The organism is Granulicella sp. S156, assembly GCF_009766105.1.
Lineage (GTDB): Bacteria > Acidobacteriota > Terriglobia > Terriglobales > Acidobacteriaceae > Granulicella.
Window position 1 is genome coordinate 51,894 of record NZ_LMUH01000013.1, and the last position, 15,589, is coordinate 67,482.

At 58.1% G+C, this 15,589-nt stretch carries 9 protein-coding genes and 1 pseudogene; 2 read left to right on the forward strand and 8 right to left on the reverse strand.

Annotated elements, in window-relative coordinates; translation table 11 throughout:
- Window positions 1-98: 98 nt before the first annotated feature.
- A complete protein-coding gene (locus GSQ91_RS10240) occupies window positions 99-1,148 on the reverse strand; it encodes a site-2 protease family protein (RefSeq protein WP_158821462.1) in 1,050 nt (349 codons plus the stop codon).
- A 104-nt stretch (window positions 1,149-1,252) separates the two neighbouring features.
- On the opposite strand from GSQ91_RS10240, the gene GSQ91_RS10245 reads away from it, so the two are divergent.
- Complete coding sequence (locus GSQ91_RS10245; protein WP_158821463.1) at window positions 1,253-2,377, forward strand: NADH:flavin oxidoreductase/NADH oxidase; 1,125 nt, start codon at window positions 1,253-1,255, stop codon at window positions 2,375-2,377.
- A 152-nt stretch (window positions 2,378-2,529) separates the two neighbouring features.
- Here the strand turns inward: GSQ91_RS10245 and infC are convergent.
- The 6 genes and pseudogenes from infC to GSQ91_RS10275 form a co-directional block, all read right to left on the reverse strand.
- A pseudogene (gene infC, locus GSQ91_RS10250) lies at window positions 2,530-3,063 on the reverse strand (translation initiation factor IF-3); the annotation flags it as partial.
- Between the two features lie 166 nt (window positions 3,064-3,229).
- Window positions 3,230-6,733, reverse strand: a complete 3,504-nt coding sequence (locus tag GSQ91_RS10255; RefSeq protein WP_254064489.1) for a S41 family peptidase — start codon at window positions 6,731-6,733, stop codon at window positions 3,230-3,232.
- A complete protein-coding gene (locus GSQ91_RS10260) occupies window positions 6,723-9,914 on the reverse strand; it encodes an efflux RND transporter permease subunit (RefSeq protein WP_158821465.1) in 3,192 nt (1,063 codons plus the stop codon). Before GSQ91_RS10260 ends, GSQ91_RS10255 begins: the two co-directional genes overlap by 11 nt.
- A 1-nt stretch (window position 9,915) precedes the next feature.
- Window positions 9,916-11,490, reverse strand: a complete 1,575-nt coding sequence (locus GSQ91_RS10265) for an efflux RND transporter periplasmic adaptor subunit (protein WP_158821466.1) — start codon at window positions 11,488-11,490, stop codon at window positions 9,916-9,918.
- Window positions 11,487-12,746, reverse strand: coding sequence for a TolC family protein (locus GSQ91_RS10270; RefSeq protein ID WP_158821467.1), 1,260 nt, complete (start codon window positions 12,744-12,746; stop codon window positions 11,487-11,489). The genes GSQ91_RS10265 and GSQ91_RS10270 overlap by 4 nt, the downstream gene beginning before the upstream one ends.
- Before the next feature lie 81 nt (window positions 12,747-12,827).
- Window positions 12,828-13,199: a hypothetical protein gene (locus GSQ91_RS10275; protein WP_158821468.1), complete on the reverse strand. Its 372-nt coding sequence runs from the start codon at window positions 13,197-13,199 to the stop codon at window positions 12,828-12,830.
- Window positions 13,200-13,478: 279 nt separating this feature from the next.
- On the opposite strand from GSQ91_RS10275, the gene GSQ91_RS10280 reads away from it, so the two are divergent.
- On the forward strand, window positions 13,479-14,384 hold the full coding sequence (locus GSQ91_RS10280) for a hypothetical protein (protein WP_158821469.1): 906 nt from the start codon (window positions 13,479-13,481) through the stop codon (window positions 14,382-14,384).
- 103 nt (window positions 14,385-14,487) lie between these two features.
- Here GSQ91_RS10280 and rocF read toward each other — a convergent pair whose 3' ends face one another.
- A complete protein-coding gene (gene rocF, locus GSQ91_RS10285) occupies window positions 14,488-15,492 on the reverse strand; it encodes an arginase (RefSeq protein WP_158821470.1) in 1,005 nt (334 codons plus the stop codon).
- Window positions 15,493-15,589: the final 97 nt, after the last annotated feature.

Sequence of the window (15,589 nt, forward strand, 5' to 3'; positions counted from 1 at the left end):
GAATCCAACCCGAATGCTCCAACCCTACGCCGATCATCGCGCCAGGGTTGGAGCATTTCTCTTGCCCGCAAATCCCCGCATACTCTCTACTCCAAGCCTTAGCGAATATTCCGGACCGGCGTAAGAAAGAGCACGAATCCGAGCGCGAGCAGCAGCGCCAGAAAGTAGATGAAGGTCTTCGTGTCGGGCTTCTCCGGCGTGTCGTTGGTGAAGCAGCGCCATCCCATACCTATGGCGACGAACAGGAACACCCACTGTGTGTTCTGGCCGAAGAGATCTCCCCCTGAGGCGTTTACCGTAAGGCCGAAGAAGAGGGCGCTCGTCGCAGCGATAAGTGCTCTCTGCGTGCGTGCGAGCGCATAGGTGGCCTGTGCTCCGTCGAGTCCGAAGACCGGCAGCAGGTTGAAGAGGTTGATCCACGCGCCGACATTGGCGAGTACGAGCCATATCTCTTTATGGGTCGCCCAGTAGATGCCGAAGCAGGACAGCGCTGCGGTGAGGCCGAACAGTGGGCCGGCCAATGCGATCGCGGCGAGATCTTCGCGCGAGACACCCATGCCATACCAGCGCACATAGGCGCCGAGGCCAGGGAAGAAGATCGGCAGATCGGCCTTGAGGCCGCGGCGCTTTACGGCAATAAAGTGGCCCATCTCGTGGATGAACAGGCAAGCTGTAAAGCCGAGCGCGAACTTCCAGCCGAAGATGGCCCAGTACAGCCCGAAAAAGGTGAAGATGCCCAGCAGAAACTTCAGCTTGAAGAGAATGAAGATCGCCGACTTGATCTTGAGCAAAAACAATGCAACGGGGGCGAACGGTCCGAGGCGCTTGGTCCAGCGGGCCTTCTGGTCCTCTTCGGCCTGGAGACGACTATCGATCTGGGTGATGTGCTGCTGAATGCTGGCGGCCTGTTGTGTGTCTGCGGGGAGCCATTGCAGGGCAGAGCGCCAGCGGTCGCGTGCCTCGGGCCATTTGTGCTCCCGCTCCAATTGCTGAGCGGAGCTGGCCAGATCGCTTAGGTGACTACCGTAGGTCAGGGTGTGGCAATCGGGGCACACGAGCGTGCCATCCGCCAACCAATGGCTGCAGTTAGGGCAGTTGTTGATGATGCTGGGTGATGCCGGTTCCGGCGGTAGAACAGTGGCGGACATTCGTGAGGCTCTCTATCTTCCTTCAATTCTATGGGACATTGGGGCTGACGACGAAAACGGGCGGATTGCTTCTTCTGCCTGCGGTCTTCATCTAAGCTTCCACTATGTCTTCCGCGATCCCCGCTCACGACCATCTTTTTGCGCCTCTTCAGCAGCGCAGCATCACACTGCCCAACCGCATTGTTTGCTCGCCCATGTGCCAATACAGCTCGACCGACGGTTTCGCCTCGGAGTGGCACTTCGTGCACCTCGGCAGCCGTGCCATCGGCGGCGCGGGTCTTGTGATCACCGAGGCGGCTGCGGTGAGCCCGGAGGGCCGCATCAGCCCGCAGGACCTCGGTATCTGGAAAGATGAGCACATACAGCCGCTCGCTCGCATTACCGCCTTCCTGCGTGAGCAGGGAAGCGTTCCGGGCATCCAGCTGGCTCACGCCGGCCGTAAGGCCAGTATGGCGGTGCCATGGGAGGGACAGCACACAGTCTCTCCCAGTGAGGGTGGATGGGAGAATGTCGTTGGGCCTTCGGCAGAACGCTATTCCGAGCATTACTCTGTCCCGCATGAGTTGGACCGCACCGGTATGGACAAGGTTGTCGCCGATTTTGCGGCCGCTGCCCAGCGTGCGGTGAAGGCCGGTTTTCTGCTCGCAGAGGTTCACGCAGCACACGGTTATCTGGCGCACGAGTTTCTTTCGCCGCTCTCGAACAAGCGCACCGACGAGTACGGTGGCAGCCTCGTCAATCGTGCACGCTTTCCGTTGGAGATCATCCGCGCGGTGCGTTCGAGCTTTCCTGAGGACCTGCCGGTCTGGGTGCGGCTCTCGGTTACGGACTGGGTCGAAGGCGGTTTGAGCGTGGACGATGCGGTCGAGTTCGCCAAACTGGTGAAGGCCGAGGGCATCGACTTGATCGATGTCTCGTCGGGCGGGAATGATCCGCGGCAGCAGATTCCTGTGGGGCCGGGGTATCAGGTGGCTTTTGCCGAACGAATCCGCCACGAGGTAGGTATCGCGACTGGCGCAGTTGGAATGATCACTGGTCCTGCACAGGCAGACCAGATCATTCGCACCGGACAGGCGGATCTCGTGCTGCTGGCGCGCGAACTGCTGCGCGATCCGTACTGGCCGATTCACGCGGCGGACGCATTGCATCATCCCGCGAGCTGGCCGAAGCAATACGAGCGCGGAGCTTTGGGCAAGGTGGAGCGGAGACAGGCGCTGGCACGGAGCTAAAGAAAACAAAGCCCTCTCGATTGGAGAGAGCTTTCCACTTGAGAGAGCTTCTAAGAAGCTGTCGTAGCGGGCTCAGGCGCGCTTTCAGCCGGTTGGGGCTTGGGCGGCGCAGGGGCGGCGGCCTTGGGGGGCGCGGGGGCTTGGACTTCAGCCTTCTTGCTGGGAGCGAGGATGGCGTGCAGCGTGGTGCCTTCCATGCGCGGCATGAACTCCACTGTGCCAGCTTCGCCGATGTCCATGATGAGGCGATTGATGATCTTGTAGCCGAGATCACGATGCGCCATCTGGCGGCCCTTGAAGCGCAGGCTGGCCTTCACCTTGTCGCCATCGCCTAGAAAGCGCACAGCCTGGTTCTTCTTGGTCTGGTAGTCGTGCTCGTCGACGGTGACTGAGAACTTGACTTCCTTGATGACGATGACCTTCTGCTTCTTACGTGCGGCGCGGTCACTCTTGTCTTTCTCGTAGAGGTACTTGCCGTAGTCCTGGATCTTGCAGACGGGGGGGACGGCGTTCGGCGAAATCTCGACGAGATCGAGGGACTTCTCGCGAGCCATCTTCAGGGCTTCAAAGGGAGCCATGACGCCAAGCTGTTCGCCGTTTTCGTCGATCACGCGGACTTCGCGTGCACGGATACGTTCGTTGGTGCGGATAAAGGACTTAGCGGAGCGTTTGTCGAGCGGTGGGATAGGATGCCTCCACGGCGCGTCCTCTGGACGGCCATGATTTTTTTGGGGAATGTTTTGCTCTCAGCTGATTTCGCCGGAACCTAAGCACTCGCGAGTATAGCAGGTGCGCAAGCGCATGGAAACCGCAGAAACGACACGGAGGCGCATATGCGCCTCCGTGTCGTTTCTATTTGCCGCCCAAACCGTCATTCTGGTGGTAGTTGGGGTACGGTGGAACCGCAAACTGCGGTGGGGGATTCTGCTTCAACTCCTCGAGAAGAAGGGAGACTGCCTTCTCCAGTTGCGGATCGTGGCCGGCAGCCACTTCCTTCGGATCGTCTTCGACCTCCACGTCGGGGGCGACGCCGTGATTTTCGATCTCGAACTCCCCGTGCAGCCCGTAAAGCGCGGTGCGCGGCGCTGTGACACTGCCGCCATCCAGAAGCGTTGGATAGCCTCCGATGCCTACCAGTCCACCCCATGTGCGTGTGCCTACCAGCGGGCCGAGCTTGGCCTGGCGGAAGAGCCAGGGCATCGCGTCGCCGCCGGAGCCTGCATTCTGGTTGATTAGCATCGCCTTCGGTCCGAAGATCGCGCCGGTTGGCTCGGTCGTGCGCAGTCCCTGCCGAGACTCATAGTTGAGCATCGGCGTGCGCTTCAGCACGTCGATCACATAGTCGGCGATATCGCCGCCCTGGTTGTAGCGCTCGTCGACGATCACCGCTTTCTTGTCGGTTTGCGCAAAGAAGTACCGATTGAAGCTGTCGAAACCCGCGCCGGCTGTGTTGGGCAGATAGACATAGGCTATCTGCCCGTTCGACAACTCACTGGTGCGGCGGATATTGCCTTCGACCCAGGCGTGGAAACGCATCTCGGTCTCACTGGCAACCGGCACAACCAGTACGTCTCGGGAGCCAGTGCCGTCAGGATTAGACCCGACTGTGAGGCTGGTCTGCTTGCCGGCCAGGCCTTCAAAGGCGGCATACAGGTTGTCCGTTGCATGCAGGGGGGTGCCGTTGACGGCGAGCAGATAGTCGCCCTCGTGCACGTTGACGCCCGGTTGGGTAAGTGGCGAATACATCTTGGGGTTCCAGTTGCCGCCGTTGACGATGTACGCGATCTTGTAGCGGTCGTGCTCGATGGCATAGTCCGCGCCAAGCAAGCCGGATTTTGGTGTGTCGTCATCGGTGTGCGGGCCGCCGATGAACATATGTCCCACAGTGATCTCGCCGAGCATCTCTTTCTGCAGATAGGTGAGATCGCTGCGGCAACTCAGGCCGTCGAGGTACGGCGCGTACTTGTCGCTGATCTTTTTCAGGTTGAGGCCATGAAGATTGGGATCGTAGAAGAACTCTCGTTCGATCCGCCAGGTCTCCGCATACATCTGGCGCCACTCTGCGCGCGGGTCGATCTTTGCGACCATACCGCCGAGATTGAGGCCCTTGCCTGGCGTCCCATCCGCCGCGCCGGGGTTCAGGTCGCTCAGTTTCGCAATGAACCAGCCGGGACCCTTCTTGTAGAGGATCTTCTCGCCGTCGAAGGAGGTCAGGATGGCCGCCGAGTTATGCAGCACATCTTCCGTCTTGCGGGTCTCCAGCGTAAAGCGCCATACCGAACGCAACATGCCGGATCCAGCGGAAGGATTCGCCGCCGCGCTGCCTTCGCCGAGAAGGATAACGCCTTCTTTGCCAGTGACGAGTGTGACGTAGTTGCGAGCCGGTATCGGCAACGCAAGGATGCGCTGCTGAATGCCGTCGAGGTCGATCCTGGTTGGCGGCGTCGGCTTGTCCTTCTTGTCCTTATCGTCTTTCTTGTCGTCGTTCTTTGCCGCATCTTTCTTTTCATCGGATTTGTTGGCGTCGTCCGGGGCCGGTTTTTTGTCGTCGTCGGCCTTGCTCTTTTCGTCGTCGCTCTCCGGTGGGATGGGCGATTTTTCGTCCTTCGACAGCACCGCGATATAGACGCTTGCGGTCGTGGTGCGATTGAGACTGCCAAGGCCGAAGCCGTCGATAGCCGGGCCGATGTCGGTGCTTGCGGTGAAGTAGAGGTACTTCCCGTTCCTATCGAAGACCGGATTGGTGACGTTGCTCATGCCGTCGGTAATCTGCGTGGTCTTGCCGGTAGCAATGGAGTACAGAAATGCTGCATTCTCCAGGCTGGGCAGAGAGCGCGCGTAAAGAATCCACTGGCTGTCGGGAGAGAAGCTCGCACTAAAGCCGGAGGGGCCAAAGCCCTCGCGCAAGTCACTGTCGACTTTGATTGGTACAGCCGCACCCAGCGCAGGGTCGACGTTGACGTACCAGAGGTTCAGCCGCTTATCCGAGAAGACGATGCGTTTGGAGTCAGGTGACCACTTCGGCGCGTAGTAATACGTGGGGTCTGGGCCGAGATCGACGACCTTCGGCGGGGTGAGGCCGTCCTGATCGCGTAGATAGAGTTTGTACTCGCCAGTGGCGTCGGAAAAATACGCAATGTGCTTGCCGTCCGCGGACCACGCGGGCTCGCGCTCGGCAGAGCCTGAGCTATTGGTGAGATTGCGCACATCGCCCTTCTCGGCGGGCACGGTGAAGATATCGCCATGAGCCTCAAACAACGCGCGTACGCCCGTGGGTGAGATGTCTACATTCTGGATCTCGTCGCCGCTGATCTTTGCGAGGTGCGGTGCGAGTGCGGGAAGGTCACCGTCGAGCGATATGTTGACGAGATGATCTGCTCCGGCGGCAAGGTCGTAAAGATGGATGGTGCCGAACTGCTCATAGACGAGTGTGTTGCTGCGGCCACCCAGGGTGTCGAGTTCGAAGCCGTGGTTTTCGATCAGTTGTTTCACTTCTTTGCTCTTTACGTCGTAGCGGAAGAGCGTAGTGGGGCCATTGCGATCGGAGAGAAAGTAGATTGCGTCACCGAGCCACAGAGGATAGCGATCGTTGGAGTTCTCGCGCGGAATCTTGACCCGGTCCAGCGACTTCAGGTCGATGATCCATACAGGCTGCGTCTGACCGCCGCGATAGCGCTTCCATGATTCTTCCTGCCACTGCAGCCACGGATTGTAGGCAAGGTGCGAGCCGTCTGGTGAGAATGTGCCGTACCAGGCGGAGGGCAGTGGCAGACGTTCGGGCAGGCCGCTTCCGTCAGCGTGAACGCGATAGAGCTGGAAGTAGGTGCGGACGGCGTTTTGCATGCTCTGCATCAACAGATCGTGCCCATCGGGAGTCCAGCCCGTAACGTAGTTGCCGCCGGGACGATAGGTGATGCGCTTCGGTGCACCGCCGGTCGCCGATATGGTGTAGATGTCCACGTTGCCCGCAGCGCGGGCTGAGTAGGCAATGGTGCGGCCGTCGGGCGAAAAGAATGGGCCGTCGGTGACGTTAGAAGTCGATGTCAGCCGTTGTGCGGCGCCGCCGTCGCGAGATACCAGCCAGATGTCGTCGGCATAGCGAAAGGCGATCTGCGTATCGGAGATCGAAGGAGCGCGCAGGAGGTGGGGCGCTTGCGCTTGCATCTGCGGAAGGGCGAACAAGGCGAGAAGGCATAGAAGCGGAGCGAAGAAGATTCGGCGCATAGCACGTCCTGAAAACAGATTGACCAAAGTGTATCTGTAGCGCCCTTTGGGGGGAGCTGTTGGACTATGCCGTAAAACGTTCTTTTTGACGTAGGCGAAAGTGAATTCGAAGATCGTGCGATTATCGCTCATGGTGGTCTTCCTGCCTTGAGGGTTGATCTTTGGTTTGGTTTGTGGCGTGTAGATGTCCTTTGCGCAAGGCTCGTTCCTTCATCATGACGAAGAAGACAGGTACAAGAATCAGGACGTGGATGGTGGAAGTAATCATGCCGCCTACGATGGGGGCGGCGATGGGCTTCATCACGTCAGAGCCGATGCCGGACTCCCAAAGGATGGGAACGAGGCTGGCTAGGACCGCAGTGACGGTCATCAGTTTTGGGCGCAGCCGGTGGACGGCTCCTTCTACAGCCGCAGCTTCTATATCGGCGTTCGTAAGAGCTGTGCCTTGTTGCAGGCGGTGTTCCAGGGCTTCGTGGAGGTAGACCACCATGACGACACCTGTTTCAACCGCGATGCCGAACAGCGCGATGTACCCGACCCATACCGCTACGCTGAAGTTGTAGCCGAGTAGCCACTGCAACAGCAGACCGCCGGTCATGGCGTAGATCGTAGGGACAATCAGCACCACGGCTTCAGCGACCGAATGGAAGACCATGTAGAGCAGAAGGAAGATCAGGAAGAAGACGATGGGCAGGATGAGCTTGAGCCGTTGTTTCGCACGCAGTTCGAACTCGTATTCTCCCGACCACTTGAAACCATAGTTCGCCGGCAGTGAGATCTGGCTGTGCAGTTTTTGCGTGGCAGACTCGACGAAGCCACCGTAGTTGGTGTCTTTGAGGTCGATGTAGACGTATCCAGTAAGCTGGCCATCCTCGTCACGAATCATGGCCGGACCGTGGGAGAACGAGATGCGTGCTACCTGTCCGAGTGGAACCTGCGCACCCGAAGGGGTCGCAATCAACACACTGCGCATGCGATCTACGCTGTCCCGAAAGTCCTGCGAGTAACGAACGTTGATGGGATAGCGCTCGCGTCCTTCGATATTCTCCGCGATGTTTTGTCCTCCGATGCCGGAGGATACGGCGGTCTGAATATCGGCAACGCTGAGACCGTAGCGTGCAGCCTCTTCGCGGTTCGCCTCCACGTTGACATAGAAGCCTTGCGAGATGCGCTCTGCAAAGATCGACCGCACCTGCGGCATCGTCGACAAGACGCTTTGCATCTGGGAGGCGAGTTGTTCGATGCCGTCTACGGTTGGCCCCTGAACCTTGAGGCCAAGCGGCGTCTTGATGCCCGTCAGCTCCATGTCCAGCCGGTTCTCAACGGGACTTGTCCACGTATTCGCGAGGCCGGGAAACTGCACCTTCGCGTCCATCTCCTGGATCAGCTTCTCGTAGGTCATGCCGGGCCGCCACTGCTCGCGAGGCTTGAGCATGATGGTGGTGTCGTACATATCGAGCGGCGCGTTGTCCGTCGCGCTGTCCGAACGTCCAACCGCGCCGAAGACGCTGACGACCTCCGGAAAGGAGCGCAGGATTGCGTCTTGTTTTTGCAGCAGTGATTTCGCCTGCTCGATAGCGATGCCGGGAAGAGATGTAGGCATGTAGAGCGCAGAGCCTTCAAAGAGCGGAGGCATGAACTGGCTGCCCAGCTTGAACGCGACCGGTAATGTCGCCACCAGAAAGATGAGGTTGAGGCCGATAGTCAGCTTCCTGTACTTCAAGCAGAAGCGGAGTATGGGCAGATAGAGGGCCTGGGTAATGCGGGAGATGGGGTTGGCGTTCTCGGGCCGGAGACGTCCGCGAATCAACATCACCATCAACACTGGAACCAGAGTGATGGCAAGGATGGAAGAGGAGCCTACGGCCAGCGTCTTCGTCCAGGCAAGAGGGCGGAACATGCGCCCCTCCTGGGCTTCGAGCAGGAAGACGGGAAGGAATGAGACCACGATGATGAGCAGTGAGAAGAAGAGCGCCGGACCGACCTGCTTCGCCGCGGTGATGAGAATCTCGCGGCGCTCTGGTTCGGAGATGGGTGTTTCGCTGGCCTGCTGCCGCTCTGATAGATGGCGGTAGCCGTTCTCGACCATGACAATCGCCGCATCGACCAGCACTCCGATAGCGAGTGCCAGACCTCCGAGAGACATGATGTTGGCACTGACCCCCAGGAAGTAGATCGGGATGAAGGAGACCAGGACAGCAATCGGCAAGGCAACAATCGCGATCAGCGCCGAGCGGAAGTGAAAGAGGAAGACGATGATGACCAGGCTCACGATGATGGCCTCTTCCAGAAGGTCACGCTGGAGTGTGGCAATCGAATCCTGAATCAAGCCGGAGCGATCGTAGCCGGAGACAATCTGGACGCCGGGAGGTAGCGAGGGAGCTATCTCGCGGAGCTTCTGCTTTACGCCTTCGATCACGTTTAGCGCATTCATGCCCTGACGCATGACCACAATGCCGCCGACGGTTTCGCCTTCACCGTTCCACTCCGCGACACCCTCTCGAATATCAGGGCCGAAGGCAACGCTGCCAAGATCACGCAGCAATACCGGCGTGCCGTTCTTGCTGCCGACTGCTACTGTTTCAAGATCGTTCAGTGAACGCAGATAACCCAGACCGCGAATCATGTACTGCGCTCCGCTCAGGTCCAGTGACCTGCCGCCTACTTCACTGGTGCTGGCCTTCACGCGGTCGATCACGGTTGAAAGTGGGATGTTGTAGGCCAGCAGCTTATTCGGATCGAGACGGACCTGATACTGCCGCACGTAGCCGCCGATGCTTGCTACCTCAGAGACGCCGGGCACGGTCTCCAGGGCGTAGCGCAGATGCCAGTCCTGCAAACTGCGCAGGTCGGCAAGGCTATGAGTTCCGCTCTTGTCCACAATGGCATACTCGAAGACCCAGCCCGCGCCGGTTGCATCAGGGCCGATGGCTGGATGGACATCCGCAGGCAACCGTCCGCTTATCTGCTGAAGATATTCAACGACACGAGAACGCGCCCAGTACAAGTCGGTGCGATCTTCAAAGACGACATAGACGTAGGAGTCTCCGAACATGGTCTGTGCGCGCACGGCTTTGACGTGAGGCGCAGCCAGCAGGCTGGTCACAATCGGGTAGGTCACCTGGTCTTCGATGACATCGGGTGGCTCGCCTGCCCAGCTTGTATGAACGATGACCTGCACATCCGAGATGTCGGGCAGGGCATCGAGAGGAACGTGTCTCAGCGACCAGATGCCCGCGAGCGTGAGAAACAGGATGCAGGTAAAGACGAGAAAGCGATTGCGAGCGCAGAGATCGATAATTTTGGAGAGCATGTTACATCCCTCCTTCGGCGTTCACGTGCAGTTGTTTGGTGGCGATGGTTTGCCCATTCTGTTGCACGGTGATGGTTGCCTGCCATGTTCCACCGGAGTCGAGATTGCCTTGGCCTTCATACAGGCCTGCACTTTTTTGCAAGAGCTTCGTCGTCGTGTTGATCGCTGCCATACCCATTGCCGGCATCGAAGGCATGAAGAAGATCACGCTGACGTCCGCTCCAGTGACGGGACTGCCATTGGCACCTGTGAGTTTTACGCGGAAGGTATTGGACCCTTTGTGCGGTGAATTGGGATCGGTGGTGAAGTCGATGTTCACCGCCGAAGCCTGCTGCGCTGTATTGCCTGTGCTCGATGGCGGTGGAGTGTAGGAGCCCGCAGCAGCCTGGAGCTGGCTCTCTGAATCGAGCAGGAAGTTGGCCGAGGTGACAATCTGCTGATGCGCTTCCAACCCTTTGAGCACGACAACGTCATCTCCAACATGCGGACCGAGAACCACATCCTTCGGCTCCAGACTTCCATTGCCATGGTCGATGAAGACGATCTGACGTATGCCTGTCTGAAAGACGGCGGACGAGGGTACGACAAGTTGCCGCCCCATGGCTGATTTCAGATCCACATTCACAAACATGCCGGGCTTGAGCTTGATGCCGGGATTGCTGATCGCAAGCCGCACCTTTACGGTGCGGGTCGTCATGTCTACCTGGGGAAGAATGTCTTCGATGCGTCCTGAAAAGGTTCGGTCAGGGTAAGCGTCTACCGTGATCGCGGCAGTATCTCCAGGCTTCAACCTGCCAATATCGTTTTGAAATACCTGTGCGTTTACCCAGACGCGCGATAGATCGGCTACGGTGTACAAGCGTGTTGCCGGTTCGGCGTACATGTTGGGAAGCGCATTCCGTTCCGTGATGTATCCCGACACGGGCGAGTTGATCGTCAGGTCCTGAAAGGCTTTGCCGGTCTCTTTCAGTTTGGCGATTTCGCTTGCGGGGATGTCCCATTGCTGCAACCGTTGTTCCGCCGCAGACGAAAGAGAAGTTGCTCCAGAAGCAACGCCATCAACGCTGCTGGAGCTCAGGGCTTTCTGGTTCTGGCGGGCCAGCAGGTACTCCTGTTGGGTAGCGACGAGATCGGGGCTGTAGACGGTGAAGAGCGGCTCGCCTTTTCTCACATACTGATAGGTGGCATCGGCAAAGACCTTGCGGATGTATCCCGGGAAACGCACCTGCACATAGGAGAGAAGCCGCTCGTCGATATCGACGGTGCCGGTTGCACGGATGTCATCGCTGAGTTGTTTGTACTCGGCGGTGCCGGTCTTTACACCGATGCTTTGCATCTGTTCGGCACTGAGTTGCACGGGTGCCAGTGGGGCTTCCATCTTTTGCGAAGGCATCGCCGCGCTGCTGTCCATGTGTGACGTTGTGGGCTGCGGCGATGGCCCGGATGCGATGGGTTGAACGCCGTCGGAGTAGGCGGCGGGTTGCTGAGGCTGATGGGAGCGATAGGCAACGACGCCAATGACCACGGCGAGAATCAAGAGCCAGAAGAGAGAGGTGCGCAGGATGTACTTGTTCATCGGAGTGTCGCTCCTGTCAGAGTTTCGAGGTGTGCTAAAGCTGTCTCGTGATCGAAGAGCGCTTGCTGGTAGTCATGCTCAAACGACAGCACGTCCAGCAGCGAAGAGAGAACGGGAGCGAACTGCTGCTTGTTCGATTGGTAGGCCGCTTCTTCCGAATGGAAGGCGGCGTTGGCCTGGGGAATCAAGCCTTCCTGGTACTCCTTCAGCAGGTCTTCTGTGCTGGTGACAGCGATGTACTCTTTCTGGACTTCGGCAAGTTGCTGCTGAGTTTGAGAGTCGAGTTCCTGCTTCGACTGACTCAGCCGTTCCGTTGCCTCTGCGATCTCGCCTTCGACTCGTTTACGCCGGGGCAGCCGCATGTTGAGGCTCAGCATGTAGTAGTCCCGATAGCCACTGCCGGTTTGCTCGAACGTATAGCCGACGTTGAAATCCGGCTTGCCATCGCGCTTTGCGGACTTTAGTTGCGCATCCTGTTTTTGAACCGCGTTTGCATCCCTATGAACTGCGGGGTTGTGGCTCTGGACCAGCGCTTGCAGCTCCTCAGCGGTGTAGCGCAACGGTGAAGCGGCAAGCTGCTCCGGCAGGATGTCCTCGGAGTCTTGCGAACGATGCAATAACTGCTTGAGGTCAGCCTGAAGCTGGCCCATCTCCTGATGGTGCATGGTGACTTCGCGCAGAATCTTGGTGTGCTCGATCTGAGCCTTGAGCACATCGGCCTGGCTTCCTTGTCCGACGCTGTAGCGAGAGAGGCCGTTTTGGATGAGCGGCTGCAGAACGGCATCATTCTGGTGCAGGATGGCAAGCGTCGCGTCGAGGTAGGCCAGTCGCAGATAGACGAGCTTTATCTGCTCTGCAATCGAGGAACGCAGAACATCTGCCTGCGCGTGTTGCGTATCGGCCTCCCGGTTTGCCACCTCGCCTTTGAGGCGGAGTTTACCGGGGTAGGGAAGGTCCTGAGAGGCGCCCAGCCCGATGTAGGCGAAATCGCTGTTGCTGAACCCTGCAAAGGGTTTCGGGCTGCCTACGCTGAACTGCTGCACCGTGAACTGCGGGTCGGGCAGTGTGGTGACTTGTTGGGCAACGTGGGTCGCCGCTTTCCAGGAATGGTCTGCGGCGGAGATCTGGGTGTTGTTCGCCTCGGCTTCGGCGATCAATTGGGCAAGCGGTGTTGGCATGGCCGACATATCCTGCGCGGATGCGCGGAGGCTGGTTGCCAACACCCATGCGGCGGTCCAATACAAGGCCACCTTCATAGGGAATTCTCCTGACTCGATAACAGTTCGGACGCGAGCGTGCGTGTACGCAGCTCGAACGAAGTGCGAGAGAGGAGATGTCTAGATTCTTAGGATGGAGATGGTTGCGGGCGGAGGCTTTGGTGGCGAGTAGTCGGGATGCTCAAGCCATTCGATGGTAACGGAGGCAGGCTTTACCAGCTCTACGGCGGCCAGCCAGACGACGGGAAGCATGACGGAGTGGAACGTCACTGCCTTGGTGTCCAACGCGCTATCGCGGACGCTCGGCAGAGTTTTCTGGCAGCAGCCATGAGATGCAGGCATCTCCATCTGTCCGCACTGGTCCTTCATGATGCGGCAGCAGTCACGCTCTTGCGCGCTCATCTGGGCATCGGGAACCATGCAGGCCATGGCCGGAGCCAGGCATGACATCAGCAGCAGGAGCAGTACACCGAGTTGGCGAAGAGCGCGCATTGCCTTTATTTAGATTACGTCTCTGGGAGGATCCGGGCAAATGGCTGCCTCAGTCCAATCCGCAGTTGTTCGCAGAGTCAGATCGAACAGGTAAATAATTTGTTGAGCCATGTACCGGAAGGGCAGAGTTTCAACACCGCCACAAATTCCGTATCGAAGGTACCTAGCTCGCTATTTGGTAGTGTTCGAATTTGCCACTCCAACTTCTCCAAGTGATCCCAAACCATGTAATACAGAAATTCATCGACTTTCCCTTTGCTCGGTGGGAGGATTAGGGGCATGGAGACATGGTTCAAGAAAATTTGGGAACACCGCGTCACGAGCTTGGCCTTTGTCATGGTTGGCTGCGGTATCGCCGTGTTCTTCATTCTTCATTCCCCTGTGCCCGGAGTAGCCGTTACGGTGCTTGCGGTAGTGGCGGCCATCATGAGCATCCGTCCGCTATCTTCATGGGAGAAGTTTATCTATATGGCACTCGTGTTCTTGCTTCTGTATGCGGAGATACACGCTATCACTGTTGACCGCAGGGAGCAGTTACGCCATCAGCTAGAAGCAGAGGCGGAGCAGAATTTGGGCTTCCAGGGTATACGACAACAGCAGAACCAAGATTTCCAATCAACAGCCGCTGGGCTTTCCTCAGCTATCGAAGGTCTAAAAAAGGTTCTTTCAACAACCGATACCACACTCAATCAAACCGCTCCCCATGCTCTATTTGGAGCAACTCATAATGATTGGGGCAACGCTGTCATTCGGCCCGGCGCCAGCTTTTTATACAACGTCTCTTTTACCAACACAGGAAGCGAATTGGCTAAGAAAGCCCGTATCTATTCCAAGATGTACACGGGAAAGCCAGATGATATTGCTACACAGGAACAGCTATATTTTCAGTTTGAAAAAGATTGGACGACCGGCTCTGTAAATACTAGCGTTGGCGAGGTACCTATCAACTCGGAGAAATTCGTTACTTTCCAGTCTGTGCTCCTCAGCGAATCGGAGATAACACAAATGCAAGCATCTACATTGACGATCTATACCTTCACAAGAATTGCATACTCTGATAGCGGCGGGAACTGGTACTCGGATACTTGTGATGGCTTACAGCTTCCATTACAAGCGGCCGGATTACCAGCTCATCCTTGCGATGCAAAATACAACAACAAACGGTACAAACCTAATCGGCATTAGGCCGTTCGCATTGCAAACGCAGCGAAGGTTACAAATGCCTGTACCCAAAACGAATTGTTTGCACGGCTCGGCCTTCATTCTGATCTTGTGACGCTGACTGCATTTACAAAATCTTCTTTCCAAAGGCAGAAGAGATTAGTTCAACGGCCAAATCGGCAGTGCGGTTGCGTTCGTCGAGGACGGGGTTGACTTCAACTACTTCGAGACTCAGCATGCCGCCGTGGTCGGCGATGATTTCCATGGCGAGGTGGGCTTCGCGGTAGGTAGCTCCGCCGCGCACGGGGGTGCCGACGCCGGGAGCGTTTTCGGGGTCGATCCAGTCCATGTCGAGCGAGACCTGATAGCCTGCGGTCCCGCGTCCGGCAGCGCGCAAGGCGTCTTCCATGACTGCGCGCATGCCGCGTTCGTCGATGTCACGCATGGTGTAGACCTCGGTCAGGCCGACGCGCTTGATGTTCTCTTTTTCCGTGGCATCGATGTCGCGTACCCCGATGAGGACGGTGTTTTCCGGCAGGACCTTAGGCGAGAAGCCGCAGATGTCGGCGAGGGATTTCGGCTCAAGGCCGAGCAGCGCCGCGAGTGGCATGCCGTGAACGTTGCCACTGGGCGAGGTCTCAGGCGTGTTCAGGTCGGAGTGGGCGTCGATCCAGATCAGACCGATTTTTTGCTGCTGGCTGCGGTAGTACTCGGCCACGCCGGAGACGCTGCCTGCGGCAACAGAGTGGTCGCCGCCGAGGATAACGGGAGTCATGCCGCCTTCGAGTGTCTTGCTGACCTCTTGTGCCACCTTGGTGCAGGTTTCGGCGATCTCTTTGAGGTAGCGGGCGTTCTCTTCGCCACGGTGCTTGGTCTCCGCAATCGCCACAGTGATGTTGCCGCCATCGGTGACGTCGTGGCCGAGGGCTTCCAGGTGGGCTTCGAGACCTGCTACACGGACGGCTGAGGGGCCCATGTCTACGCCGCGGCGGGATGCGCCGAGATCGAGGGGGACGCCAAGGATGCGGATTTTGCGCGGCGGGAGGGATTGCACTCCGCTCTTGATGGGGCCAACGGAGGAGCCGGTTACGGCTGCTTTTTCGTGGGCCAGTACTTCGCTGATCTTCGACATGCAACTTCCTGACTGCTTGTTTATGACAACGGCGGCTTGGGCTCCCCTAGAGCTAAGCGTGGAACGGAGCCATCATGCCGTAGATGGGGATATCACT